Here is a 23,410-nt window from a genome sequence, read left to right as displayed (position 1 = left end):
ATGGGGTCATGACCCCATGGCACCCGTTTGCTCCTTTGACCCTGCGCGCCACCGGCCTGAGCTGGGGTCGCGGCGGCATGGCGCTGGGCGAGGAGGTGAGTTTTTCGGTGACGGCCGGTCAGTGCCTTTTGCTGCGCGGCCCCAATGGCACCGGCAAGACGACGCTGCTGCTGACGCTCGCCGGAATTGTCGCGCCGCTCGAGGGTGCTTTTGCCATTGAGGGCGCCGACGAGGAGCAGAGCCTGCTGCACTATTGCGGCCACCGCAATGCCATCAAGCCCCGGCTGACCGTTGGCGAAAACCTGAGCTTCTGGGCCGAGGTGAATGGCCCAACGGGTATTGCAACCACGGCCGCCCTCGATGAGGTCGGCCTCGGCCACCTCGCCGATCTCGACGCCGGCTATCTCTCGGCCGGACAATCCCGCCGGCTGGCCCTGGCACGGCTGCTGGTCAGCCACCGCCCGCTTTGGCTGCTCGACGAACCCACCGCCGCGCTCGACAGCGAGGGCCATGCGCTGGTGACGCGGCTGATCGATCGCCATCTAGACCAGGGCGGCTTTGCCATAGCCGCCACCCACGACCCGATCACCCTGCCCGACCTTTCGCGCATGGAAACATTGGTGCTGGGAGGCCAGACGTGACGGCTTTCCGCGCGCTTTTATTCCGCGAACTCCGCCTCGCCCTGCGGGGCGGTGGCGACATGCTGACGCTGGTACTGTTCTTCGTCATCGTCGGCGCTGTGGTCCCCTTTGCCGTAGGGCCGGATCGTGAACTCCTGGCCCGCATCGCCCCGGGTATTGTGTGGATTGCCGCTTTCCTCGCCATGCTGCTCGGCCTCGACCGGCTGTTCCGCCCCGACCATGAGGATGGCTCGCTGATCCTGCTGCGGCAGGCCGAATTGCCCCTCAGCATGGTCATTGTCGCAAAATTGATCGTGCACTGGCTGGTCTCGGCTGTGCCCCTGATCATCGCCAGTCCACTCTTGGCCGTGTTGCTGTCGATGGAAGGCGATGCCCTGTGGCGGACCATCGTCTCGCTGCTGCTCGGCACCCCTGCCCTAGCCGCCTTTGGCGCCGTAGGAGCCGCGGTAACCGTGAGTATCCGCCGCGGCGGATTGATCGCGCCGATCCTGATTGCGCCGCTCTCGATCCCGGTTCTGATCTTCGGCACCGGCTCGATCACCGCCACCCAATCCAGCGCTGCCATGCTGTTTCTTGCGGCATTGAGCCTCATGGCCCTGGCCCTCTCTCCCTTCGCCGCCGCCCTTGCGATAAGTTCGGCCGAAGACTAGAGCCTTGAGCCCATGAGCCTTGAAACCGCACCCAAGCTGAACTGGTGGAACCGGATTGCCAATCCGGGGCAATTCGTCATCTGGACGAAACCCCTGCTGTGGCCGCTGGTCATCCTCACCACGGCGCTGTTTGCTGCGGGGCTCTACTATGCCTTCTTCAATTCGCCCGAGGACTACCAGATGGGCGATACCGTGCGCATCATGTATGTCCACGTGCCCAATGCCTGGCTCAGCCAGTTCGTCTATGGCGTGATGACCATCTCGGCGCTTGGCACCCTGGTCTGGCGCCATCCCATGGCCGACGTGTCGATGAAGGCGGCTGCCCCGCTGGGCGCTCTGTTCACCGCCCTGGCCCTGTTCACCGGCTCGCTCTGGGGCCGCCCGACCTGGGGCACCTTCTGGGAATGGGACGGCCGCATGACATCGACGTTGGTCCTGCTGTTCATCTATCTCGGCCTCATCGCCCTCTGGCGCGCCTTTGACGACCAGCTGCGCGCCGCCCGGGTCATCGCCGTCTTTACCCTGGTCGGCGCCATCAATATCCCGATCATCAAATTCTCGGTCGACTGGTGGAGCACATTGCACCAGCCGGCCAGCGTGTTCCGGCCCGATGGCCCGCGCATGCCCGGCTCGATCCTGATCCCACTCTTCGTGATGTTTTTCGCGTTTACATTCCTTTTTTTGACGCTCCACCTCAAGGCCATGCACACTGAGGTCAAGCGCCGCCGTGTCATGGGCCTGCAGCGCCGCATGGCGCAGGGCGGTGCGGCATGATCGGTCTCGGACCGCATGGCGTCTTCATCATCTGGGCCTATCTCGGTGTCGCCATCGGCGTTGCCGGCCTGATCGGCTGGACGCTTTACGACGCCCGCACCACGGCAAAAAAGCTCGCCGCCCTCGAAGCGCGTCGCAACGCCTGATGCGCTATGTCCTGTTCGGCTTGCCGTTGATTGCCCTTGTCGCGCTGGTCGCCATCTTTGCCAGCTCGATGAACCGCGATCCCGGTCTCGTCCGCTCGGTGCTGATCGATAAGCCGGCCCCGGTCTTTGCCATGGCCGAAGTCCCCGAGCTTGGCGTTCCCGGTTTCGACACCGAAGCGCTCAAGGGCGAGGTGACGGTGGTCAATGTCTTTGCCTCCTGGTGCATTCCCTGCCGCGACGAGCATCCGCTGCTGGTGGCGCTCAAGGATATTACCGGCGTGCGCCTGTTCGGCATCAACCAGTCCGACGCACCGGAAAACGCCAGAGCTTTTCTCGCCGAACTGGGCAATCCCTATGACGCCGTCGGCATGGATCGCGACCGCCGCGTCTCGATCGACTGGGGCGTCTATGGCGTGCCGGAAACCTTCGTGGTGGACGCGGAGGGCACAATTACCTTCAAGCATGTCGGCCCCTTGTCGCCCGAGGATGTCGAGGCCAAGCTCTTGCCCGCCATCGAGGCGGCGCGCGGCTAAAACGTCGTTCAGCTTCCGTTCAGCCAGGCCTTGCCATTTTGGCGCCATTGTACCCCAGTAGCGATGGCGCCATGTTTTCGATCCTGTCCAGATTTGCGCGAGACGATGCTGGTGTGACGCCCGTAGAATATGGCCTGATCGCCGCCATCCTCGCCGTGGCCATGACCGTGGCTGCGTCGGCTGCGGGTTTTAGCTTGGCTGATATCGTTGGCTAGAAGTCGCTCGTCAGTCCCTTGATCTCCCAATCGCCATAGCGCCCCGGCTCCAGCCCGCCACGGCCGCCTTGCTCCTTGGGGGCAAAGGCGCCTTTGGCGTCGATTTCGGCGCGGCGGGCTTTGGCTTCTGCCAGCGCGCGCTTGGCGGCTTCGCTCAGGGGTGGGCGAGGCGCCTTTTCCACAATCTCTTCATCGCTCATGGTCTTGTCCGCATTACGTTTTGGTCATGCCGCTTGCATGGAACTCTTGGGCACACAACATAATTGCTCGAGAACGCGAACCCAAGGGCTCACAATGTTCAATGCTTTTCGCACCACCGTTCTGCTTGCTGCGCTGACCGCGCTGTTCATGACGGTTGGCTATTTCATCGGCGGCACCGGCGGCATGATGCTGGCTTTCGGCTTTGCGTTGGTCACCAATCTTTTCGGCTACTGGAATTCCGACAAGCTGGTGCTGCGCATGCAGAACGCCGTACCGGTCGAGCGCTCCAGCGCGCCGGAACTGCATGACATGGTCGATATCCTGTCGCGCAAGGCCGGCATTCCGACGCCAAAAGTCTATGTGATCAATACCGACCAACCCAATGCCTTTGCCACTGGCCGCAATCCGCAGAATGCCGCCGTCGCCGTCTCCACCGGCCTGCTGCGACATCTCGAAACCCGCGAAGTCGCCGCCGTGGTCGCGCATGAGCTGGCCCATATCCGCTCGCGCGATACGCTGACCATGACCATTACCGCGACCTTTGCCGGCGCCATTTCGGCACTGGCGCAGTTTGGCCTGTTCTTTGGCGGCGGCAATAACCGCGACAATCCGCTGGGCGGCGTCGGCGCTCTGTTGATGGTTTTTCTAGCTCCCGTGGCCGCCATGCTGGTGCAGATGGCGGTGAGCCGGACCCGCGAATATGAGGCTGACAAGGACGGCGCCGAGATTTCCGGCGATCCGCTGGCGCTAGCCTCGGCGCTGCAGAAGATCGCTTCGCTGGCTGGCCGTCAGGTCAATGTCGCGGCCGAGCGCAACCCGGCCATGGCGCATATGTATATCATCAACCCGCTCAACGGCTCGCGCATGGACAACCTGTTTTCCACCCATCCCGATACGGGCAATCGCATAGAGGCTTTGCGCAAGCTTGCAGCTTTAATGCAGGTGGACGATAAGGGCCGCAGGCCTCAGCCTCGCCCTGCGCCGGTTTCGACCGGTCGCGATATCGGCGGCGGCTGGCGCGTGCCGACCGTCGGACGGACCGACGAGGACGGCGGACAACGCGGTCCCTGGGGATAAAGAACAAGCGTGGCGCATAACAAACCTGATCCGGCGGGGCTCAAGCTCCGCCTCGTTGCTGCGGAACGGCTGAAGGCCGTGCTGGCTGGCGATAATTTCGTGCCGCTGACGGCCAAGGAACTGGCTGACGGGCGCGATCGCGCCCTGGCCAACCGGCTGATCACCACGGCTCTGCGCCGTCAGGGCCAGCTCAATTTCATCATTCACGCCCTGCTCGAAAAGGGCATGCCCGGCAAGTCCGGCACGTTTGAAGCCGTGCTGCGGCTCAGCCTAGCACAACTGGTCTTCCTGCCTGATCTGGGCGCCCATTCGGCGCTGTTCCTCGCGGTGGAAGCCGTCAAGCGCGATCCCAAGGCGCGCCATCTGTCTGGCCTGATCAACGCCGTGCTGCGAAGCGCCCAGGCCAATTCGGCCAAGTTCGGCATGCTCGAAGACGACCTGCTGATTCCCGACACTTTCGGCGACACCTGGCTCAACGCCTATGGCGAAGAGGCCATCGACGGCTTTTCGACGGCTCTTTTGGCCGGTGCGCCGCTCGACCTGACGCTCAAGGATGACCAGGATGCCGAGCTGATCGACCAGCTCGGTGCCGAAAAGCTGATCGGCGATACCGTGCGCATCGACCAGCGCGATCGCCCCGTGGAGGCCCTTCCCGGCTTTGCCGAGGGCAAGTGGTGGGTCCAGGATGCGGCATCGGCCATTCCCGCCCGCCTGCTCAAGGCCAAGTCCGGCGGCCGCGTGCTCGATCTCTGCGCTGCGCCCGGCGGCAAGACCGCACAATTGCTGAAAGCCGGCTATCTGGTGACGGCGCTCGACAGCGACGCCAGCCGCATGGAACGGCTCAAGGACAATCTCAAGCGCTTGGACTATTCGGCAGAAATCATTGTCGGCGACGCCGGCACTTTTGCGCCCAATTCGGCCTATGATGGCGTGCTGCTCGATGCGCCCTGCTCGGCCACCGGCACCTTCCGCCGCCATCCCGAAGTGATCTGGCATCGCTCGGTGGGCGACGTTGCCGGCCGCGTGCGGTTGCAGAAAGCGTTGATTACCAATGCTTTCCGTTGCCTTGATGTGGGTGGCGTGCTGATCTACTGCGTCTGTTCGCTGGAGCCGGCCGAGGGTGAAGAGCAGGTCGAATGGGCGCTTGATTCGCTCCCCGGCCTCGAACTCTGGCCAGTGACGGCAGATGAATTGCCGGGTCTTGAGAGCGCCGTGACCGCAAAAGGTCTGGTGCGCACCCATCCTGGCATGGCGCCAGGCGGCCACGAAAGTGGCATGGACGGGTTCTTCGTGGCCCGCTTCCGGCGCCGCTGAAAACCAAGTGCCCTCAAGGGCCAGTGAGGACTGAACCGGTGACGGGCAGAAACAAGCCAGTGCAGGCCTATGCCGCGCGGCGGGAGCAGAAGCGCTGATGGCGCTGCCCCTGCCCCACGGGCTGCGCAAGGCTGCCCTTGGCCTGGCCGACGCCACCGTAACCCTGCCCATCCTGCGCTGGACCTGGCGCGGCCTGGCTGATGACGCCTTTGGCGGCGAGCTGCCCGAGTTGCGCCCAGCCGACCGCGAAGCGGTGCGCGACATGATGGCGGGTCGCTATCTGCTGGCCAGCAAGCTGATCGACACCGAGGGCGTCTCGCCCTTTACGCTCGAGGTCAGCCATGTCGACTGGTGGCTGAACCTGCATGGTTTTTCCTGGCTGCGGCATTTCCGTGAGGTGCGCGACAGCGGCGAGCGCCGCTTTGCCCGCATGCTGGTGCTCGACTGGATCGGCCATGAGGCGCAGTTCCAGCACGATACCTGGGCGCTCGCCCTGACGGCGCAGCGCGTCATCAACTGGCTGCGTCACCTGCCGCTGCTGCTCGATGGCGCCAATGCTGCCGAGGCCCGCACCATCCAGCGCATACTCGGCGCACAGATCCAGAGCCTGAAGGTTCGCGCCCCGCTGACCAGCGACCCGGCGGAGGCGCTGTTTGCCGCTATTGCGCTGCTGGGTGCAGAATTCTGCGAGCAGAATGACAAGACCGACGTGCCCATGCGGGTGGAACGGCTCAATGCCCTGCTGGCCACGCAACTTGACCGCGATGGGCTGCATCTGTCGCGCAATCCGCGGCTGCAGCTGCAACTGCTGGTGGAGCTGGTCAGCATCCGCCACATCGCGGCGGCGGTGAAGTCGGAGGCTGGCAATGAACTCGGCGCCCAGATCGACCGCATGCATGAAAGTCTCGATGCGCTGACCCTGTCGAGCGGTGAGCCGGCCTATTTCAATGGCTGCGGCCAGCTTCCGCATGACGTTTTGATCGCCATCCAGTCCAAGGGCCCGATCCGCAAACGGCGTTCCATGCTGATGGGCGGCTATGGCATTTTGCGCGACGGCAATGCCGTGGTGATCGCCGATTCCGGGCTGGCGCCACCGCCGGGCCTGGGCAGTGACCTGCATGCCAGCGCGCTGGGTTTTGAATTTTCTCATGGCACCGAGCTGATCCTCGGCTCCTGCGGCCCGGCCCCATCCGACCTGCCCGACAGCAAGGCGCTGTTCCGCCAGGGCGTGGCGCATTCGGCACCGACCATCGACGCCGAGGACGCGCCGCCACAGCGCCATCCGGCCATTGCGCTGGATAGTGCCGACAACTTGGTCACAATCAGCACCACGGGCTATGCCAAGCATTATGGCGTCGAGCTGGAACGGCGCATCACGCTGCTGTCGCAGGGCACCACCCTGGTCGGCCAGGACCGCATGGTGGCCAAGGGCACGCCGGCGGGCCTGCTGGCCATCCGCTTCCACCTGGCGCCAGGGATCATGGTACGGCGTAACCGCAGCGACGGCATTGTCCGGCTGGTACTGCCCAATGGCGCGGTCTGGAGTTTTCTCTGGGAAGGCGCGGAGTTCCGCGAGGAGGAAAGCGTGCGCCAATCGGCCTATGTCGGCTTCGACAAGACCCGCCAATTGGTGCTGGAAGCCGATGTCGCAGCCGATGCCGAAGTGGCCTGGATCTTCACGCTGGAGCAGCCCTAGCAGCTGCCATGCGTGATTCGCCGGTTGGCGCGCTGCCGGCTTCGTGCTAGCGAGCGCGGAAATTCCATATGACAGGCGAGACACATCTCATGGGCAAGACGGTCAAGGTCGGGCGGGCGCTGCTTTCGGTATTCGACAAGTCTGGCATGGCCGACTTTGCCAAGGGGCTCTCGGCCGCCGGCGTCGAACTGGTCTCGACCGGCGGTACGCACAAGCTGATCAGCGACGCCAGTCTGCCGGTGCGCGAGATCGCCGACCTGACCGGTTTCCCCGAAATGATGGACGGTCGCGTCAAGACGCTGCATCCAAAGGTCCATGGTGGGCTTCTGGCGGTGCGCGACAAGGCGGACCACGCCGCCTCGATGGAAGAGCATGAGATCGGCGCCATCGATCTGGTCGCGGTCAATCTCTACCCCTTCGAGAAGACCGTCGCCTCGGGCGCCAGCTATGACGACATCATCGAAAACATCGACATCGGCGGCCCGGCCATGGTCCGCTCGGCGGCCAAGAACCATGCCTATGTGACAGTGGTGGTCGATCCGGCCGACTATCCGGCCATCCTCGCTGCGATTAGCGAGACCGGCGGCGTGCCATTCGAGCTGCGCCAGAAGCTGGCCGCCAAGGCCTATGCCCGCACGGCAGCCTATGACAGCGCCATTTCGACCTGGTTCGCCAAGGCGATCGACTATCCCGAAATCCCCTATCGCAGCTTTGCCGGCACCTTGCGCGAAGTGATGCGCTATGGCGAAAACCCGCATCAGTGGGCCGGTTTCTATGCCAATGGCGACGACCGCCGCGGCGTCGCAACTGCGACCCAGGTGCAGGGCAAGACGCTGAGCTACAACAATATCAACGATACCGACGCGGCCTTCGAGCTGGTCTCGGAATTCGACGCCAATGAAGTGGCAGCCGTCGCCATCATCAAGCATGCCAACCCCTGTGGCGTCGCCGTGGCCGGTGACCTGCTGACGGCCTATCAGAATGCCCTACGCACCGACCCAGTCTCGGCCTTTGGCGGCATTGTCGCCACCAATCGCGAAATCGACGCCGCCACGGCGACGGAAATCGTCAAGGTCTTCACCGAGGTGATTGTCGCGCCGTCGGCCACGCAGGAAGCCCAGGACATCATCGCCGCCAAGAAGAATCTGCGCCTGCTGCTGACCGGCGGCTTGGCCGATGCCAAGGCCGATGGTCTCGTTGTGAAATCCGTAGCCGGCGGCCTGCTCGTGCAGTCGCGCGACAATCGCAATGTCGATGACTGCGAGCTGAAAGTCGTCACCAAGCGCCAGCCGACCGACGCTGAAATGGCCGACCTGCGCCTCGCCGCCAAGGTCGCCAAGCACGTCAAGTCCAACGCCATCGTCTACGTCAAGGACGGCGCCACCGCCGGCATCGGCGCCGGTCAGATGTCCCGCGTGGATTCGGCCCTCACCGGCCACCGCAAGTCGGTGGACGCCGCCAAGGCAGCCGGGATTGAAGGCGCGTTGAGCCAGGGCTCGGTCGTCGCCTCCGACGCCTTCTTCCCCTTCGCCGATGGTCTGGAAGCTCTGGTCGCAGCCGGTGCCACTGCGGTGATCCAGCCGGGTGGTTCGATGCGCGATGACGAGGTGATTGCCGCGGCAGATGCGGCCGGTATCGCCATGGTGATGACCGGCATGCGCCACTTCCGCCACTAGGGATATTTCCGTAGTAAACATCCGCCAAACCTTACGAAAACGTAATTGGCCTTGCGTGAAGAAGTAAGACCTTCTTGAGAATGCGATGGCAGATTGGGCGAGGTCGCAGTCTCCTGCGGCTTCGAGGCGTCAATGCGAATAAAGATTCCGACCGATCTCTCAGCACTGCTACATGCCGGACTTTGGCGGTCCGTGGTTTCGCTTGGCATCAAGGTGGCGACGGCCGGGCTAACCTATCTGACTTATGTCGTGCTCTCGCGCACCATGACGCCGCTGGAATATGGCCATTTCGCCTTCGGTCTGGCGCTGGCAACCGTCCTCGCCATTGCCGCCGGCATTGGCCAGCCGATGGCCATCCTGCGGCTGTGGTCGCAGGAGACCGTTGCCGGCCGCAAGGAAGAGGCCGTGGCCGCCGCACGCGATGGCGCCGGCATCACCATTGCCGCCAGCCTGATCGTCGCCGTGGCGCTTTGCGTCGTGGTCACCATCATCCTGCAATTCATGACCTTCGACGACACCTCCAACCATTTCTATGGCGCGGCTTTCCTGATCCTGCCGATGGCGCTGGCCGAGTATAATTCCTCGGCTTTGCGCGCCCAGGGTTCGCTGTGGACCGCACTATTCCCGCGCGACATCCTGTGGCGCGTGGCGCTGCCCGGCGTGGTGCTGGCGCTGTTTGCCGTCGGCGTGGTGCTGAGCGGTCCCGACGCACTAGTGCTCTCGGCCGCTTTGCTGACCGGCATGCTGGGCCTGCAGCTCTGGCTGGCCATCCGCAAGGGCCGTTATGTGCTAATGCCCGCGCTGACCGGATTGCGCGCCTATTGGGCCAAATGGGGCGGGATTTCCCGCTGGTTGATGCTGGGCGCGCTGATCGAAACCGCGGCGCTCAATGCCGACGTTATCCTCGTCGGCCTGATGCTCGATCTCGAAAGCTCCGGCGTCTATTTCAACGCCTTCCGCACCGCCGGGCTGATGACGCTGTTCACCTTTGCCATCGAACTGGTAATCGCCCCCATGGTGGCGCAGCATTTCCATGCCGGCCAGATGCGCAAGGCGCAGGCCATTACCGCTCTGGCCTCGGGCGCCGGCTTTGCCTTTTCGCTGGTTATCTTTGCCCTCTTCGCCATCTGGGGCGATTTCATCCTGTCGCTGTTTGGCCCCTCCTATGCCGAAGGCACGCTGGTGCTGGTGCTGCTGGCCTTTGGCCTGCTGTTTGATGCCGCCACCGGCCCCTCCAAGATCGTCATGATGATGACCGGCCACGAACGCGCCTATGTGGCGATTTTCGGCACCATCATGGGCCTGGGCTTCCTGCTGCAGATCCTGGTCATCCCGGCTTTTGGCATCGTCGGCGCCGCCGCCACCAATATGGTGGCCCGCATTGCCGCCCAGCTGGCCATTGCCCTCTACTGCAGGCTGCGCATCGGCCTCGATACCAGCCTGATCGGGGTCTTTGCTGTGCGCGGCGCCGTGGATCGTCCGGCTGCCATCTGACCGTACCCATGAGTACGGTTATGCTTGACCGCTGGCCCCCTCCTGCCTTAGAACCACTCCAAACTTTCCCTGCCGGAATACCGCAATGACCAAGGCCCGCACGCTCTACGACAAGATCTGGGACGACCATCTGGTGCAGAACAACGAGGATGGCTCCTCGCTGCTCTATATCGACCGTCACCTCGTTCACGAAGTCACGAGCCCGCAGGCCTTCGAAGGTCTGCGCATGAACGGCCGCAAGGTCCGCCATCCCGAGCGCACGCTGGCCGTGGTCGATCACAACGTGCCGACCACCGACCGCTCGCTCCCCAATCCCGACCCGGAAAGCGCCATCCAGATCGAGACGCTGGCCGAAAACACCCGCGATTTCGGCATCGAATATTTCGACCCCTTCGACAAGCGCCAGGGCATCGTGCACATCGTCGGCCCCGAACAGGGCTTCACCCTGCCCGGCATGACCATCGTCTGCGGTGACAGCCATACCTCGACGCACGGCGCTTTCGGCGCTCTGGCCCATGGTATCGGCACATCCGAAGTGGAACACGTTCTGGCCACCCAGACGCTGATCCAGCAGAAGGCCAAGAACATGCTGGTGCGCGTCGACGGCCAGCTGCCGCCTCACGTCACCGCCAAGGACATCATCCTTGCCATCATCGGCGAAATCGGCACCGCCGGCGGCAATGGCCATGTCATCGAATTTGCCGGCGAAGCCATCCGCTCGCTGTCGATGGAAGGCCGCATGACGGTCTGCAACATGACCATCGAGGGCGGCGCCCGCGCCGGCCTGATCGCCCCCGACCAGACCACGTTCGATTACGTGGAAGGCCGCAACCGCGCGCCCAAGGGCAAGGCCTGGGACATGGCCGTCGATTACTGGAAGACCCTCTATACCGACGAAGGCGCCGTCTACGACAAGGTGGTGATCCTCGATGCCGCCAAACTGCCGCCGATCGTTTCCTGGGGTTCCTCGCCCGAGGACGTCATCTCGGTGACTGGCGTCGTGCCGAACCCCGATGACATCGCCGACGAGAACAAGCGTGCCTCCAAGTGGCGGGCGCTAGACTATATGGGCCTCAAGCCCGGCACCCCGATCACCGACATCACCGTGGAACGCGTCTTCATCGGCTCCTGCACCAATGGCCGTATCGAGGATCTGCGCGCCGCTGCCGCCGTCATCGGCGACAAGAAGGTCGCGCCCGGCGTCAACGCCATGGTCGTGCCCGGCTCGGGCCTGGTCAAGGATCAGGCCGAGGCTGAAGGCCTGCACACCATCTTCCTCAATGCCGGCTTTGAATGGCGCGAGCCGGGCTGTTCCATGTGCCTCGCCATGAACCCCGACAAGCTCAAGCCGCAGGAACGCTGCGCTTCGACGTCGAACCGCAATTTCGAAGGTCGCCAGGGCTTCAAGGGCCGGACTCATCTCGTAGCCCCCGCCATGGCCGCTGCAGCAGCTTTAGCCGGCCATTTCGTAGACATCCGCGAGTGGCAGTAAGCGATAGCGATTGGGGGGCGCGCTACGCGCCCACCCTCGACGATATCGAAGCCCTCGCCATCAAGGCGCTCGAGGAACTCCCCGAGCCCTTTAAGTCGCTCGCCGCTGATGTGACCTGCTCGGTGGCCGACTATGCCGAACAGGACGTGCTCGACGGCTTCGGCATGGAAAGCCCTTTCGAGTTGATGGGGCTGTTCGTCGGTATAGGCCTCACTGAAGACGGCGCCGTGCCGCAGACCGGCCAGCTTCCCAACACTGTCTTCCTCTATCGTCGCGCCATGCTCGACTATTGGGCCGAGCATGATGACAATACGCTGGGCGAAGTGGTCACCCATGTGCTGGTGCACGAGCTGGGGCACCATTTCGGCTTTTCCGACGAGGATATGGAGGCGATCGAGGCCTCGGTTGACGGCAATTGAGCCATGGATTGCGACAATCCTGTTAAGGTAAACGCGCAGTAAACCTTGGGATTTGTCGATTAACCTCTATGACTGCGCCCCACTGCTCGGTCGTGACGCCCTGTCACGAACTGAGGCTCTCCATCACAGCCGTGGGAACAACAAGAAAATGACCACCACCCGGTCCAAGACAACTCTCAAAATCGTCCAGCCCGAGATCGAACAGGTCGAGGCTATCCTGCAGGAAGCCGCCAAGCAGAGCGCGCCCATGGTCCAGCGCCTGGCGACGCACCGCGACCGCATCGACCTTGCCGTCAAGGAACTGGAAAGCGAGCGCTTCGAACTGATCTCGCGCCGCGACCTGCTGCGCCGCCAGGTCGAGGCCGTCGAACAGGGCCTCGCCATGCATATCGAAGACATCGAAGCGACGATGCGCCTCTATGAGGCCGGCCTCAACACCCTGCCGTCCAACAGCTGATCCCAAACGGGCGGGCGGCTAGTCGCGTTCGACGAATTCGAACTCGGCCTCATTGCCGCCTGCCGGATCATCCGAGACCCGCAGCGCCAGCTTGCCTTCGTCAAGCGCCGCAAACCACTCTTCCCAGCTCACCAGATGAAACCCGCCAATGCGGTCGGGGCCCTCATTGCCATCGGTATTGATGGCATGCTGGCCAAAGGTCAGCTGCAGCAGCGTGCGGATGCCGGTACCATCGGGCGTATCCATCAGCATCGGATTGCCACCACGAGCCTCGGCCCATTGGCGGATATCGTCGCGATCGGTAAGGGTCTTGGACATGGCACGCTCCTCAAAACTGTGTTGCTTCGACAATAGCGGCGCAGGGGGCTTGGTTCCGTTCCGATTCCCAAGCGGCTTCGCGCCTGCTAAGACGCTCGGACATAAAGCGAGCCAGCATGACCAACAGCAGTGACAAAATTCTCCTCGGCCAGATCGGCGCGGCGCATGGCATCAAGGGCCATGTACGCATCTCGGCCCATACCCAGGATCCCCTGGCGATCGGCACCTATGGTCCGCTCGATACCGACCGGCCGGGCTTGACCGTGACCCTGAGCAAGCTCCGGCTGCACAAGACCGTCGTCGTTGCCCAGATCAAGGGCATCAATGACCGCAATGCCGCCGAAGCGCTCAATGGCGTCAACCTCTTCATCGACCGCGCCAAGCTGCCCGAGATTGACGACGAGGACGATTTCTACCACGCCGACCTGATCGGCCTCGAAGCGCGCCTCGATACCGGCATCACCATCGGCCAGGTCTCGGCCCTGCCTAATTTCGGCGGCGGTGACCTGATCGAAATCCGCGATCCGCAGAGCGGCGATACCTATCTCTACCCCTTCACCAAGGGCGTAGTGCCGCAGGTCAATATCGCCGAGGGCTATCTCACCATCGTCGTGCCGATCGAGGTCGACGAGGGCGAGGAAGAGCCCAATTGAGCTTTGCCGCCTCCATCATAACGCTGTTCCCTGAGCTGTTTCCGGGGCCCCTCGGGGCCTCAGTGCTGGGGCGCGGCCTCAATGATGGCCTGTGGTCGCTCTCGACCACGCAATTGCGCGACTTTGCCGAGGATCGCCACCGCACGGTGGACGACACGCCATCGGGCGGCGGCGCCGGCATGGTGCTGAAACCCGATATTCTGGCCAAGGCCATCGACGCCACCGCGCGCGAGGGCGATCCGCGCCCGCGCATCCTGATGTCGCCGCGCGGCAAGCCGCTGACCCAGGCACGGGCTCGCGAGCTAGCCCTGGGACCGGGGGCTGTCATCGTCTGCGGGCGCTTCGAGGGGATCGACCAGCGCGTCATAGACGGCCGGGGGCTCGAAGAAATCTCCATTGGCGACTATGTGCTGGCCGGCGGCGAAGTGGCCGCCATGGTGCTGCTGGAGGCCGTGGTGCGGCTAATCCCGGGCGTGCTGGGCAAGGCCGAAAGCCATGCCGACGAAAGCTTCGAAAATGGCCTGCTGGAATATCCGCAATATACCCGCCCGCAGAGCTTTGAGGGCGTCGATATTCCACCCATCCTGACCTCGGGCGACCATGGCAAGATCGCCAAATGGCGGCACGAGCAGAGCTTAGTGCTGACCCGCGCCCGCCGGCCGGACCTGATGACGACCAAATCGTCATAAATCCGGCGCCGATACTGGACTCTGGTGGCAAAATCCCCTAAGCAGCCGCCACTACCGCGCTTCGGGCTTATCGGACCCGTTTCGCACCAAGAAGAAGACTGCAAACCTCCGTTATAACTAAGACCGGGCGATCGCGCCTCAAAACGCGAATAAACGCTCCTTTGAAAAGATCGAGACGGATCATGAATATCATCCAGCAGCTCAACCAAGAGCATGTTGCCGAACTGGCCGCCAAGCGCGAGCTTCCCGACTTCACCCATGGCGATACCGTCAAGGTGTGGGTCAAGATTCGCGAAGGCGAAAAAGAACGCCTGCAGGCCTATGAAGGCGTTGTCATCGCCCTCAACGGCGGCGGCATCACGGCCTCGTTCACCGTGCGCAAGATTTCCTATGGCGAAGGCGTGGAACGCGTGTTCCCGCTCTACTCCCCCAACGTTGCTTCGGTCGAAGTCCTGAAGCGCGGCAAGGTGCGTCGCGCCAAGCTCTACTACCTGCGCGATCGTCGCGGTAAATCGGCTCGTATTTTCGAATCGACCAACTCGCGTACCAAGAAGATCGAAGCCGGCGAACGCACCGCAGCCCAGGCTGCGCGCGAAGCCCGCGAAGCCGAAAAGATTGCAGCAGCAGAGGCTTTTGCAGCCGAGCAGGCGGCCAAGGACGCTGAAGCCGCTGCCGCTGCCAAGGCAGCCGAAGCTGAGGCCGCTGCAGCGACCGAAGAAGCTCCCAAGGCCGAATAAGCCTTGGTGCAGTCCTGAATTGAAAAACCCGGTCGCAAGGCCGGGTTTTTGTTGTCCTGATTCACGTGAAACTTCGAACCGTCCCGCAGGGCAAAATAACGTCGGTTGCGTGATTTTAAGTGAGAAGGCCATGAGGGCTGTGCCCGAATGGCGGGCAGCACGCGCTGCAATCGGTTAGCACACTGTTAGCATCGAGCGCTGTCACTTGCGGCTTGTGCGTCGTCGCAGGCTTGGCGATAAGAAACGCCCTGCCCTTTGCCGCTGAGTCCGTCATGCCCGTCTCGATCGTCACCTGGAACATCAATTCGATCCGCCTGCGCCTGCCGATGGTACTCGACTTCATCGCAAAGCATGCGCCCGACGTGATCATGTTCCAGGAGATCAAGTGCACGGACGACCAGTTTCCGCGCAATGCCTTCATTGATGTCGGCTATCCGCACATGGCCGTGCATGGCCAGAAGGGCTATCACGGCGTCGCAATCGTATCGAAGTTTCCGCTGACCGATGTGTCGTCGAAAGTCTTCTTCGACATTCCCGAATCGCGCCACGTCTCGGCCCTGACCGATTTCGGCCATGGCCCGGTGACGCTGCATGATTTCTATATCCCGGCTGGCGGCGACGAGCCCGATCCCGAGATCAACCCCAAGTTCAAGCACAAGCTTGGCTTCCTATCCGAACTGACCACCTGGTTCACCGAACCGGCTTTCCAGCGCGGCCATCTGATCGCTGGCGACTTCAATATCGCACCGCATGAAAACGACGTCTGGGGCCACAAGCAACTACTCAAGATCGTCAGCCACACCCCGGTGGAGACCCAGGCGCTCGATGCCATTCTCAATGGCGGCCATGGCTGGGTCGACCTGGTGCGCAAGCATGTGCCCTATGACCAGAAGCTTTATTCCTGGTGGAGCTATCGCAGCGCCAATTGGGAGCTGGCCAACAAGGGCCGGCGCCTCGACCACATCTGGTCGACCGCCGATGTCGCCGAGCATTGCATCGGCACCGACATCATCAAGGCCTATCGCGGTTACACACCCCAGCCGAGCGACCACGTGCCGGTCATCGCCCATTTCGTTGGCGTCTAGTCGAGCCCTTCGTCGCTGCCATTGAGCGCATGCTCTTCCCACTCACTTTCGGGAATGGCATCGCCCAGGGTGAAATCGAACGCGCGGACGCTGCGCGCGTCGGCCGTGGCCGCGCAATGATATTGCAGGTGAAACCACTGGCCCTGGCTACGAAAGGCGCCGCCCTCGGCGGTGAGCGCCTGTCCGGCCAGCACCATATCGCCATAGGCATAGCCGACCACGGCATCGGGCGGCCCAGCAACCCGAGCGACACGCAATTGCTCCAGCGCCTCCATATTGCATAGCTGGATCACCTGCTCGTCACCCGCCAGCAGCGGCAGGGCTTCGGCGATTTCCCGATTGGCCGGGTCGCTCAGAATTCCGGAGGCAAAGAACTTGGTCGCCTTGACCGGCTGCGGCCCTGACTCAGGGGCCGGCGGGAGTATGCTTTGCACAGGGTCGGGCTCAGGCGTTGGACTAGCCACCATGAGCAGCGCAACCGGCTCCACTGCAGGCGGATGGAGCGCCGCGAATTGGCTTTCGCTCAGGATATCGACGGCGATCGGTCGTTCGGGCGGCACCGGCAGGCGGCGTGGCGCGGCAGCCCAGAGCAGCAGGATGAGGATTGCGACATGGCCGGCGACTGAGGCCGGCAAGGTCCAATCAAAACGTCGGAACTGCAACGAGCCAAACATGGTGCCAGAGCCCGACGGCGTTTACGGGACCTCCCTAATTCCAAGCCTATGCGGCTCTTTTGCGGTCTGGCGCTATTTGTCCCCAGCCTGCATGCGCTGGCGGACCGGCTCGAGCGCACCGAGATAATTGCCCAGCTCGCGCTCGACGCGGGCCACGGCGCGTTGCGCCAGTTCGGGGCTCTGCTGCACCAGCTTGAGAAAGGCCGATCGGGGCACGAAGAGCGTTTCGCAATCGGTCACGGCCGTGATGGTGAGCGGGCGGGGCTTGCTGAGGATCAGCGCCATGGCGGAGACGACGCTGCCGGGCTCAGAAATCGCATAGGGCTTGCCGCCGCCATCGGGCCGGGCTTTCAGCGTGCCCGACATCAGAACAAAAGCGCCCTGCGGCGCGTCGCCGGACTTGTACAGCACCGCGTCGGGATCGAAATGGCGCAGGTCGCCGGCAAAGGCCAGCATGCGCCGCTGCTCGTCGTCGCAGATATCGAAAAATTCGGCCTGAGCCAGTGCCTCGGCCGCATCGTCCCTGATCATATGCCCAATCCGGATGCGCCATCAGCCCCGACTGAGCGGGGCTGATTCACCTATAGGGCATTCTTCGCGATTTTATACCAGATTTTGCGGTAAGCGCCGCTCGCTCCACTGATTATGGAACGAGGCGATAGCCGCCCTCTTCCGTCACCAGCAGGCGCGCATTGGACGGATCGCGCTCGATCTTCTGGCGCAGGCGATAGATATGGGTCTCCAGCGTATGCGTGGTGACACGGTTGTTATAGCCCCACACTTCCTTGAGCAGGATATCGCGGGTGATGGTCTTGGGGCCTTGGCGATAGAGAAACTTCAGGATGGAAGTCTCCTTGTCGGTCAGCCGCACCTTGTTGCCATCGGTAGCCTCAAGCAGCTTGGCCGAGGGCTGGAAGCTGTAGTGGCCGATGGTGAAGACCACGTCTTCGCTCTGGTCATGCTGGCGCAGCGCCGCATTGATGCGGGCTAGCAGCACCGGAAAGCGGAATGGCTTGGTCAGATAGTCATTGGCGCCCGATTCCAGACCCTGGATCTGGTCGGCATCGCTATCGTGGCCGGTCAGCATCAGGATCGGGCTCTTGTAGCCCTCGGCGCGCAGCACTTTGACGGCTTCGCGGCCATCCATGTCGGGCAGGCCGACATCGAGGATCATCAGATCGACATTGTTCTCGCGCGTAACTTTCAGCGCATCATTGGCGGTACCGGCCTGGACGATGTCAAATTCCGGATACGTCTCGAGCTGTTCAACGAGCGTCTGGCGCAGATCCGCGTCGTCGTCGACCAGCAGGATGCGTCGCTTGTTCATTGTTTTCTCCGGTCTTTTTGCGTCACCGAGCCAAAGCTCACAGGATTGCGACTGGTTTTAGGCTAACCTATCACAACGGCGTTACAGTGATGAGCAACGTAAAGATCAGGCCGGAAGTTGCACCAGCACACTGTAATGACACGGAAATAATGGGCATCCGCAATTATTTGGGCGGCGGACGATGGCCAAACAACGCCGAGCCGACGCGCACGTCACTGGCGCCCATGGCGATCCCGACCTCGAAATCCCCGCTCATGCCCATCGACAGCCGCGCCACACCCGCCTGGCGGCCCAGTTCGGCCAGTTGGGCGAAATAGGGTCCGGGCGGCACACCGTCAGGCGGAATGCACATCAGCCCGACCACATCGAGCCCATGCACATCGCGGCAACGGACCACGAAAGCGACTGTTTCAGCCGGGGCGATGCCGGCCTTCTGCTCTTCGAGACCGATATTGACCTGCACGAAACAAGGAAGCTTTCGTCCGGCTTGCAGCATTTCTGCAGCCAGAATGCCGGCAAGTTTCTCGCGATCCACCGTCTCGATGACGTCGAACAGCGCCACCGCCTCGCGGGCCTTGTTGGTTTGCAGTGGCCCGATCAGATGCAGCTCCACATCCGGAAAGCGCTCACGCAGGCCCGGCCATTTGGCCTGGGCCTCCTGCACACGGTTTTCGCCGAACACGCGCTGGCCCGCCTCGAGGAAGGGCACGATCGCCTCGGCCTCAAAAGTTTTGGAGACGGCAACGAGGCTCACCGCTTCGGGCGGCGCGCCAAAGCGCTCATGCGCCCGGGCGATGCGCTCGCGGATGGCGGCGAGGTTTTCGGCGGCCGGAGTGTCCATGCTTTCGCCTCTTGCTGTTGACCTAGGGGGGTATTTCTGGTGATGGTCCGGGTAACCAAAATCCCCCACAAACGCAAGCCGCGCCGGACTTTGATGGCGCCTTGCGAAAGATCACCCAAGGACGAGCAAGTGAGCGGCGAACGCTACAATCCGCGCGAAATGGAACCCCGTTGGCAGAAGGTCTGGGACGACAGGCAGAGCTTTGTCTCGTCCAATGACGATCCGCGCGAGCCCTATTACGTGCTCGAGATGTTCCCCTATCCGTCGGGCCGCATCCACATGGGCCACGTGCGCAACTATTCCATGGGCGACGTGGTGGCGCGCTATCACCGCGCCAAGGGCAAGAATGTGCTGCATCCCATGGGTTGGGATGCCTTCGGCCTTCCGGCCGAAAATGCCGCCATCGAGCGCAAGACCCATCCCGGCACTTGGACGCGGCAGAACATCGCCGCGATGAAGGCCCAGCTCAAGTCCATGGGCCTCGCCATCGACTGGACCCGCGAAATTGCCACCTGCGAGCCGGAATATTACCAGCACCAGCAGTCGATGTTCATCGACATGATGGCGGCGGGCCTAGTGACCCGCAAGCAGTCCAAGGTCAACTGGGACCCGGTCGACATGACCGTGCTGGCCAATGAACAGGTCATTGACGGCAAGGGCTGGCGCTCCGGCGCCGTGGTGGAACAGCGCGAGCTGACCCAGTGGTTCTTCAAGATTTCCGACATGGCCGAAGAGCTGCTGGAAGCGCTCGACACCCTGACCGAATGGCCGGAAAAAGTGCGCATCATGCAGCGCAACTGGATCGGCAAGAGCCAGGGCCTGGCCTTCGATTTCGGGCTGAAGGGTGCGCCGCAGGGCTTTGATACCCTGCCCGTCTACACCACCCGCCCCGACACCATGCGCGGGCCGACCTTTGCTGCCATCGCCGCCGACCATCCGCTGGCCAAGGCTTTGGCCGAGGGCAATCCGGAGATCGCCGCCTTCAACAAGCTGTGCCAGCAGTCCGGCACCTCAGCGGAAGCGCTGGAAACCGCGGAAAAGCTGGGCTTTGACACCGGCATCACGGTGACCCATCCGGCTGATCCGAGCTGGGAGCTGCCGCTGTTTATCGCCAATTTCGTGCTGATGGATTATGGCACCGGCGCCATCATCGGCTGCCCGGCGCATGACCAGCGCGACCTGGATTTCGCGCGCAAATATGACCTGCCGGTCATCGACGTGTTCAAGCCGCTCGACAGCGACGACGCCGTTGGCAACGAGGCCTATTCGCCGCTCAAGACCCAGAAGGTTCGCTATATCCAGTGGTTTGGCGAGACCGGCGCGGAATTGACCGTGCAGGAAGCCATGGACCAGACGCTGACCCTATTTGAAGCCAAGGGCTGGGGCACAGCACAGACGCAGTATCGCCTGCGCGACTGGGGCGTGTCGCGCCAGCGCTATTGGGGCTGCCCAATCCCGGTGATCCATTGCGAGGTCTGCGGCACCCTGCCCGTGCCCAAAAAGGACCTGCCGGTTGTGCTGCCCGAGGATGTCAGCTTCGACAAGCCCGGCAATGCACTGGACCATCACCCGACCTGGAAGCATGTGCATTGCCCGCAATGCGGTGGCGCGGCCCGTCGCGAGACGGACACCATGGACACGTTCGTGGATTCGTCCTGGTATTACACCCGCTTCACGGCGCCCCATGCCGAAACGCCGACCATTCCGGCCGTAGCCAATCGCTGGCTGCCGGTCGACCAGTATATCGGCGGCGTCGAGCATGCTATCCTGCACCTGCTCTATTCGCGCTATTTCACCCGCGCCATGAAGGCCACCGGCCATGTGGCCCATGACGAGCCCTTCAAGGGCCTGTTCACCCAAGGCATGGTGACGCACGAGACCTACAAGGCCCCGGGCGGCGAGTGGGTCGCGCCCGCTGACATTCTGGTCGAAACCTTCGGTGAAGGCCGCCGCGCCACGCATCTGAAATCGGGCGAGGCGATTTCCATTGGCTCGATCGAAAAGATGAGCAAGTCCAAGAAGAATGTCGTCGATCCCGACGAGATCGTCGCCACCTATGGCGCCGATACCGCGCGCTGGTTCATGCTCTCGGATTCTCCCCCGGAACGCGACGTGCAGTGGACTGAGGCCGGCGTCGAAGGCGCCAGCCGCTTCCAGCAGCGCGTCTGGCGCCTGGTCGGCGAAACCATCGAATTGGTGAAACAGTCTGCCGAGACTGTTTCTGTATCAGATGACAGTGAAGCTCTGGCCCTGCGCAAGATTGTGCATCGGGCCGTGCACAATGTTGGCGGCGATATCGAAGGCCTGCGCTTCAACCGCGCCGTGGCCCAGATTTATGAGCTGACCAACGCGCTGGTGCGCTCCGCAGGTCTGGCCTCGGCGTCACCGGCAAGCCGCATTGCGGCGCTTGCCGAGGGCGTGGAGCGGCTGATTCAGCTAATTGCACCGATGATGCCTCATCTGGCGGAAACCTGCTGGGAAGCCCTCGGCAAGAGCGGTCTGGTCGCTGACGCCTCATGGCCGCCTGTCGATCCGGCGCTGCTGGTGGATGACGAAGTTACGCTGCCGATCCAGATCAACGGCAAGCGCCGCGGCGAGATCACGGTTCCCAAGGGCATGGCTGCGGCAGAGGTAGAAGCACTGGTCTTGTCAATGGATGAGATTGTCCGCATTCTGGACGGCAAGGCCCCGAAGAAAATCGTCATCGTCCCGGACAGGATCATCAATGTCGTTGTCTAAGCGCACACGCGCCACGGCCCTTGCCGGGCTCATGCTGGTCTCGGGCGCCCTGCTGGGCGCCTGCAGCTTCCAGCCGGTTTATAGCGGCGCGCTGGCAGCCAGTCCGACACTCGACATCGCCTATGCCGAGCCGACGACCCGGCTGGAACAGATCGTCTATCAGGAGCTCGAGCTGCGCCTGGGCTCGTCCACCTCGCCGACGGCGCCGCTCGCGACCGTAACGGTGGCCGGGTCCGGCACGGGCGTCGCACCGATGACCAGCAGCCCCAATATCAGCGCCCCGGCCCGCGCCGGCGTCACTGCGACCATCACCATCACCCGCCGCGACGGCAGCGATGCAAAGCCGCTGGTGTTGAGCCGCAGCGCTACCGCGCAGTACACCACCACCGGTCAGGTGCTGGCCAATACGGCCGCCGCCAATGACGCCACCGAGCGCGCCACCAAGGCCGCCGCCGAATCCCTGCGCCTGGCGGTCCTGGCCGCGCTCAGCCGCTGATGAGCGCTCTCAAGGCGCATGAGGTCGCCCGTTTCCTGGTGCGACCCGATATCACCGAAGGTATCTTTTTAGCCTATGGGCCCGATGCCGGGCTGGTGCGGGAAACCGCCCAGCGGCTGATCCGTAGCCTCAGCGGCGATGATCCCGAAGCGGCCAGCGTGGTGACGCTGGATGGCAGCGAAGTGGACGCCGATCCGTCGATTCTCGCCGTCGAGGCAAAGACCATTTCCCTGTTTGGCGGCAAGCGCATCGTTCGGGTGCGCGGCGCTGGAAAATCCATCGTCATGACGCTGACCGAGCTGCGTGACGATCCCAGTGGCGCCGCCATCGTGCTCGAAGCGGGCAATCTGACCCCCAAGGATGCGCTGCGGGCGCTGGTGGAGGCAGCCAAGCTGGGCCGCGCCCTGCCCTGCTATCCTGATAGCGACGAGACGCTGCAGGCCCTGATTCGTGACAGTTTCAATCAGCAAGGCATTCGCGTCGATGCGGATGTCGTTGCCACCCTGCGCGAAATCCTCGGCAATGACCGCGAGATCACCCGCCGCGAGCTGGAAAAGCTCAGTCTCTATGCAACAAAGAGCAAGCTGCTCACCCGCGAAGACGTGCTTTTGCTCTGCGCCGACAATGGCATGCTGGTGATTGACGCCATTCTCGACGCCACCGGCGGCGGCCATGCCGAAAAGCTCGAACTAGCGCTCAACCGGGCACTTTCCTCAGCCGTCGACCCACAGCGGCTGCTCGCCATGGCCACCATTCACTTCGCCAACCTGCGCCGCTGGCGCACCGAGGTCGATGCCGGCAAGAGCCCGCGCATGGTGCTGGATGGCTTGCGGCCGAAACCGCACTTTTCGCGCACCGCGGCGCTTGAACAGCAGCTACGGCTCTGGTCGGATACGGCGCTGGCCACAGCCTGTGAGCGCATCCTTCAGGCCACCAGCGATAGTCGCAGGCGCCCAGCGCTGGCCGAAGCTATCCTGCGCCGCGTACTGCTGGCCCTCTGCATGATGGCCGCATCGCACTAGCATCAGTGTTTCACGTGGAACGCAAAAAAACGCCGTCCCGGCTT

26 protein-coding genes are annotated in these 23,410 nt (G+C 63.1%); 20 read left to right on the top strand and 6 right to left on the bottom strand.

Annotated elements, in window-relative coordinates; genetic code table 11:
• The first annotated feature begins 8 nt into the window (after positions 1 to 8).
• From ccmA to BM045_RS11585, 5 genes are read left to right on the top strand one after another with little or no spacing between them, the layout of a single operon-like run.
• Positions 9 to 641: a heme ABC exporter ATP-binding protein CcmA gene (ccmA, locus tag BM045_RS11605; RefSeq protein ID WP_092183446.1), complete on the top strand. Its 633-nt coding sequence runs from the start codon at positions 9 to 11 to the stop codon at positions 639 to 641.
• Positions 638 to 1,291, top strand: a complete 654-nt coding sequence (gene ccmB, locus BM045_RS11600) for a heme exporter protein CcmB (RefSeq protein ID WP_092183444.1) — start codon at positions 638 to 640, stop codon at positions 1,289 to 1,291. The genes ccmA and ccmB overlap by 4 nt, the downstream gene beginning before the upstream one ends.
• Before the next feature lie 12 nt (positions 1,292 to 1,303).
• Positions 1,304 to 2,065: a heme ABC transporter permease gene (locus BM045_RS11595; protein ID WP_092183442.1), complete on the top strand. Its 762-nt coding sequence runs from the start codon at positions 1,304 to 1,306 to the stop codon at positions 2,063 to 2,065.
• A complete protein-coding gene (ccmD, locus tag BM045_RS11590) occupies positions 2,062 to 2,211 on the top strand; it encodes a heme exporter protein CcmD (protein ID WP_092183440.1) in 150 nt (49 codons plus the stop codon). The genes BM045_RS11595 and ccmD overlap by 4 nt, the downstream gene beginning before the upstream one ends.
• Positions 2,211 to 2,744 carry a DsbE family thiol:disulfide interchange protein gene (locus BM045_RS11585; protein ID WP_092183438.1) on the top strand — a complete coding sequence of 178 codons (534 nt, stop codon included), beginning with the start codon at positions 2,211 to 2,213 and terminating at the stop codon, positions 2,742 to 2,744. The genes ccmD and BM045_RS11585 overlap by 1 nt, the downstream gene beginning before the upstream one ends.
• Positions 2,745 to 2,955: 211 nt before the next feature.
• Here the strand turns inward: BM045_RS11585 and BM045_RS11580 are convergent, their stop codons facing one another.
• Positions 2,956 to 3,159 (bottom strand): DUF1674 domain-containing protein, encoded by a 204-nt coding sequence (locus BM045_RS11580; RefSeq protein WP_092183436.1) that lies wholly within the window; start codon positions 3,157 to 3,159, stop codon positions 2,956 to 2,958.
• A 94-nt stretch (positions 3,160 to 3,253) separates the two neighbouring features.
• On the opposite strand from BM045_RS11580, the gene htpX reads away from it, so the two are divergent.
• The 8 genes from htpX (at position 3,254) to BM045_RS11540 (ending at position 12,785) form a co-directional block, all read left to right on the top strand.
• On the top strand, positions 3,254 to 4,237 hold the full coding sequence (gene htpX / locus BM045_RS11575) for a zinc metalloprotease HtpX (RefSeq protein ID WP_092183434.1): 984 nt from the start codon (positions 3,254 to 3,256) through the stop codon (positions 4,235 to 4,237).
• A gap of 9 nt (positions 4,238 to 4,246) precedes the next feature.
• Entirely contained in the window at positions 4,247 to 5,551 is a 1,305-nt protein-coding gene (locus BM045_RS11570) for an RsmB/NOP family class I SAM-dependent RNA methyltransferase (protein ID WP_092183432.1), read from the top strand.
• Between the two features lie 97 nt (positions 5,552 to 5,648).
• Positions 5,649 to 7,247 carry a heparinase II/III family protein gene (locus BM045_RS11565; RefSeq protein WP_092183430.1) on the top strand — a complete coding sequence of 533 codons (1,599 nt, stop codon included), beginning with the start codon at positions 5,649 to 5,651 and terminating at the stop codon, positions 7,245 to 7,247.
• 68 nt (positions 7,248 to 7,315) lie between these two features.
• Positions 7,316 to 8,923: a bifunctional phosphoribosylaminoimidazolecarboxamide formyltransferase/IMP cyclohydrolase gene (gene purH / locus BM045_RS11560; protein WP_092183428.1), complete on the top strand. Its 1,608-nt coding sequence runs from the start codon at positions 7,316 to 7,318 to the stop codon at positions 8,921 to 8,923.
• Positions 8,924 to 9,055: 132 nt separating this feature from the next.
• Positions 9,056 to 10,417 (top strand): oligosaccharide flippase family protein, encoded by a 1,362-nt coding sequence (locus tag BM045_RS11555; protein ID WP_139198776.1) that lies wholly within the window; start codon positions 9,056 to 9,058, stop codon positions 10,415 to 10,417.
• 85 nt (positions 10,418 to 10,502) lie between these two features.
• Positions 10,503 to 11,909 (top strand): 3-isopropylmalate dehydratase large subunit, encoded by a 1,407-nt coding sequence (leuC, locus tag BM045_RS11550; RefSeq protein WP_092183424.1) that lies wholly within the window; start codon positions 10,503 to 10,505, stop codon positions 11,907 to 11,909.
• Positions 11,900 to 12,328: a metallopeptidase family protein gene (locus BM045_RS11545; protein WP_092183422.1), complete on the top strand. Its 429-nt coding sequence runs from the start codon at positions 11,900 to 11,902 to the stop codon at positions 12,326 to 12,328. Before leuC ends, BM045_RS11545 begins: the two co-directional genes overlap by 10 nt.
• A 148-nt stretch (positions 12,329 to 12,476) precedes the next feature.
• Complete coding sequence (locus BM045_RS11540; RefSeq protein WP_092183420.1) at positions 12,477 to 12,785, top strand: hypothetical protein; 309 nt, start codon at positions 12,477 to 12,479, stop codon at positions 12,783 to 12,785.
• Positions 12,786 to 12,803: 18 nt separating this feature from the next.
• On the opposite strand, the gene BM045_RS11535 is transcribed toward BM045_RS11540, so the two are convergent.
• The gene (locus BM045_RS11535; RefSeq protein ID WP_092183418.1) at positions 12,804 to 13,103 is read right to left on the bottom strand and encodes a hypothetical protein; all 300 of its coding nucleotides are present in this window, start codon (positions 13,101 to 13,103) and stop codon (positions 12,804 to 12,806) included.
• Between the two features lie 116 nt (positions 13,104 to 13,219).
• Here BM045_RS11535 and rimM point away from each other — a divergent pair, with 116 nt between their 5' ends.
• The 4 genes from rimM to BM045_RS11515 all read left to right on the top strand — a co-directional run bounded on the left by rimM (position 13,220) and on the right by BM045_RS11515 (position 16,267).
• Positions 13,220 to 13,756 (top strand): ribosome maturation factor RimM, encoded by a 537-nt coding sequence (gene rimM / locus BM045_RS11530; protein WP_092183416.1) that lies wholly within the window; start codon positions 13,220 to 13,222, stop codon positions 13,754 to 13,756.
• A complete protein-coding gene (trmD, locus tag BM045_RS11525; protein ID WP_092183414.1) occupies positions 13,753 to 14,445 on the top strand; it encodes a tRNA (guanosine(37)-N1)-methyltransferase TrmD in 693 nt (230 codons plus the stop codon). Before rimM ends, trmD begins: the two co-directional genes overlap by 4 nt.
• A 182-nt stretch (positions 14,446 to 14,627) precedes the next feature.
• Entirely contained in the window at positions 14,628 to 15,182 is a 555-nt protein-coding gene (rplS, locus tag BM045_RS11520; RefSeq protein WP_092183412.1) for a 50S ribosomal protein L19, read from the top strand.
• 272 nt (positions 15,183 to 15,454) lie between these two features.
• Positions 15,455 to 16,267, top strand: a complete 813-nt coding sequence (locus BM045_RS11515; RefSeq protein WP_092183410.1) for an exodeoxyribonuclease III — start codon at positions 15,455 to 15,457, stop codon at positions 16,265 to 16,267.
• On the opposite strand, the gene BM045_RS11510 is transcribed toward BM045_RS11515, so the two are convergent.
• The 4 genes from BM045_RS11510 to BM045_RS11495 all read right to left on the bottom strand — a co-directional run bounded on the left by BM045_RS11510 (position 16,264) and on the right by BM045_RS11495 (position 19,109).
• The gene (locus BM045_RS11510) at positions 16,264 to 16,902 is read right to left on the bottom strand and encodes a DUF930 domain-containing protein (protein WP_170848480.1); all 639 of its coding nucleotides are present in this window, start codon (positions 16,900 to 16,902) and stop codon (positions 16,264 to 16,266) included. The genes BM045_RS11515 and BM045_RS11510 overlap by 4 nt on opposite strands.
• A gap of 111 nt (positions 16,903 to 17,013) precedes the next feature.
• Positions 17,014 to 17,472, bottom strand: a complete 459-nt coding sequence (locus BM045_RS11505) for a Crp/Fnr family transcriptional regulator (protein WP_092183406.1) — start codon at positions 17,470 to 17,472, stop codon at positions 17,014 to 17,016.
• A 112-nt stretch (positions 17,473 to 17,584) separates the two neighbouring features.
• Positions 17,585 to 18,268, bottom strand: coding sequence for a response regulator transcription factor (locus BM045_RS11500; RefSeq protein WP_092183404.1), 684 nt, complete (start codon positions 18,266 to 18,268; stop codon positions 17,585 to 17,587).
• Positions 18,269 to 18,431: 163 nt separating this feature from the next.
• Positions 18,432 to 19,109, bottom strand: coding sequence for a YggS family pyridoxal phosphate-dependent enzyme (locus BM045_RS11495; RefSeq protein WP_092183401.1), 678 nt, complete (start codon positions 19,107 to 19,109; stop codon positions 18,432 to 18,434).
• A 129-nt stretch (positions 19,110 to 19,238) separates the two neighbouring features.
• Here BM045_RS11495 and leuS point away from each other — a divergent pair, with 129 nt between their 5' ends.
• From leuS to holA, 3 genes are read left to right on the top strand one after another with little or no spacing between them, the layout of a single operon-like run.
• Positions 19,239 to 21,848, top strand: a complete 2,610-nt coding sequence (leuS, locus tag BM045_RS11490; protein WP_092183399.1) for a leucine--tRNA ligase — start codon at positions 19,239 to 19,241, stop codon at positions 21,846 to 21,848.
• Complete coding sequence (gene lptE / locus BM045_RS11485) at positions 21,835 to 22,344, top strand: LPS assembly lipoprotein LptE (RefSeq protein ID WP_170848479.1); 510 nt, start codon at positions 21,835 to 21,837, stop codon at positions 22,342 to 22,344. Before leuS ends, lptE begins: the two co-directional genes overlap by 14 nt.
• Positions 22,344 to 23,366 (top strand): DNA polymerase III subunit delta, encoded by a 1,023-nt coding sequence (gene holA, locus BM045_RS11480; protein WP_092183395.1) that lies wholly within the window; start codon positions 22,344 to 22,346, stop codon positions 23,364 to 23,366. The genes lptE and holA overlap by 1 nt, the downstream gene beginning before the upstream one ends.
• Positions 23,367 to 23,410: the final 44 nt, after the last annotated feature.

Origin of the sequence: Devosia sp. YR412 (assembly GCF_900110945.1) — a bacterium.
In the GTDB taxonomy this organism is placed as follows: Bacteria; Pseudomonadota; Alphaproteobacteria; order Rhizobiales; family Devosiaceae; genus Devosia.
Note: the sequence above shows the minus strand (reverse complement) of the source record. Positions and strands in the feature narration are given on the sequence as shown.

Coding starts and splice junctions, on each gene's coding strand:
- BM045_RS11495 (WP_092183401.1), bottom strand. CDS start 19,109: ATGGACACTCCGGCCGCCGAAAACCTCGCCGCCATCCGCGAGCGCATC.
- ccmA (WP_092183446.1), top strand. CDS start 9: ATGACCCCATGGCACCCGTTTGCTCCTTTGACCCTGCGCGCCACCGGC.
- BM045_RS11595 (WP_092183442.1), top strand. CDS start 1,304: ATGAGCCTTGAAACCGCACCCAAGCTGAACTGGTGGAACCGGATTGCC.
- BM045_RS11540 (WP_092183420.1), top strand. CDS start 12,477: ATGACCACCACCCGGTCCAAGACAACTCTCAAAATCGTCCAGCCCGAG.
- BM045_RS11580 (WP_092183436.1), bottom strand. CDS start 3,159: ATGAGCGATGAAGAGATTGTGGAAAAGGCGCCTCGCCCACCCCTGAGC.
- holA (WP_092183395.1), top strand. CDS start 22,344: ATGAGCGCTCTCAAGGCGCATGAGGTCGCCCGTTTCCTGGTGCGACCC.
- htpX (WP_092183434.1), top strand. CDS start 3,254: ATGTTCAATGCTTTTCGCACCACCGTTCTGCTTGCTGCGCTGACCGCG.
- BM045_RS11555 (WP_139198776.1), top strand. CDS start 9,056: ATGCGAATAAAGATTCCGACCGATCTCTCAGCACTGCTACATGCCGGA.
- rimM (WP_092183416.1), top strand. CDS start 13,220: ATGACCAACAGCAGTGACAAAATTCTCCTCGGCCAGATCGGCGCGGCG.
- BM045_RS11535 (WP_092183418.1), bottom strand. CDS start 13,103: ATGTCCAAGACCCTTACCGATCGCGACGATATCCGCCAATGGGCCGAG.
- purH (WP_092183428.1), top strand. CDS start 7,316: ATGACAGGCGAGACACATCTCATGGGCAAGACGGTCAAGGTCGGGCGG.
- lptE (WP_170848479.1), top strand. CDS start 21,835: ATGTCGTTGTCTAAGCGCACACGCGCCACGGCCCTTGCCGGGCTCATG.
- BM045_RS11500 (WP_092183404.1), bottom strand. CDS start 18,268: ATGAACAAGCGACGCATCCTGCTGGTCGACGACGACGCGGATCTGCGC.
- BM045_RS11585 (WP_092183438.1), top strand. CDS start 2,211: ATGCGCTATGTCCTGTTCGGCTTGCCGTTGATTGCCCTTGTCGCGCTG.
- BM045_RS11505 (WP_092183406.1), bottom strand. CDS start 17,472: ATGATCAGGGACGATGCGGCCGAGGCACTGGCTCAGGCCGAATTTTTC.
- BM045_RS11565 (WP_092183430.1), top strand. CDS start 5,649: ATGGCGCTGCCCCTGCCCCACGGGCTGCGCAAGGCTGCCCTTGGCCTG.
- ccmD (WP_092183440.1), top strand. CDS start 2,062: ATGATCGGTCTCGGACCGCATGGCGTCTTCATCATCTGGGCCTATCTC.
- leuC (WP_092183424.1), top strand. CDS start 10,503: ATGACCAAGGCCCGCACGCTCTACGACAAGATCTGGGACGACCATCTG.
- BM045_RS11515 (WP_092183410.1), top strand. CDS start 15,455: ATGCCCGTCTCGATCGTCACCTGGAACATCAATTCGATCCGCCTGCGC.
- rplS (WP_092183412.1), top strand. CDS start 14,628: ATGAATATCATCCAGCAGCTCAACCAAGAGCATGTTGCCGAACTGGCC.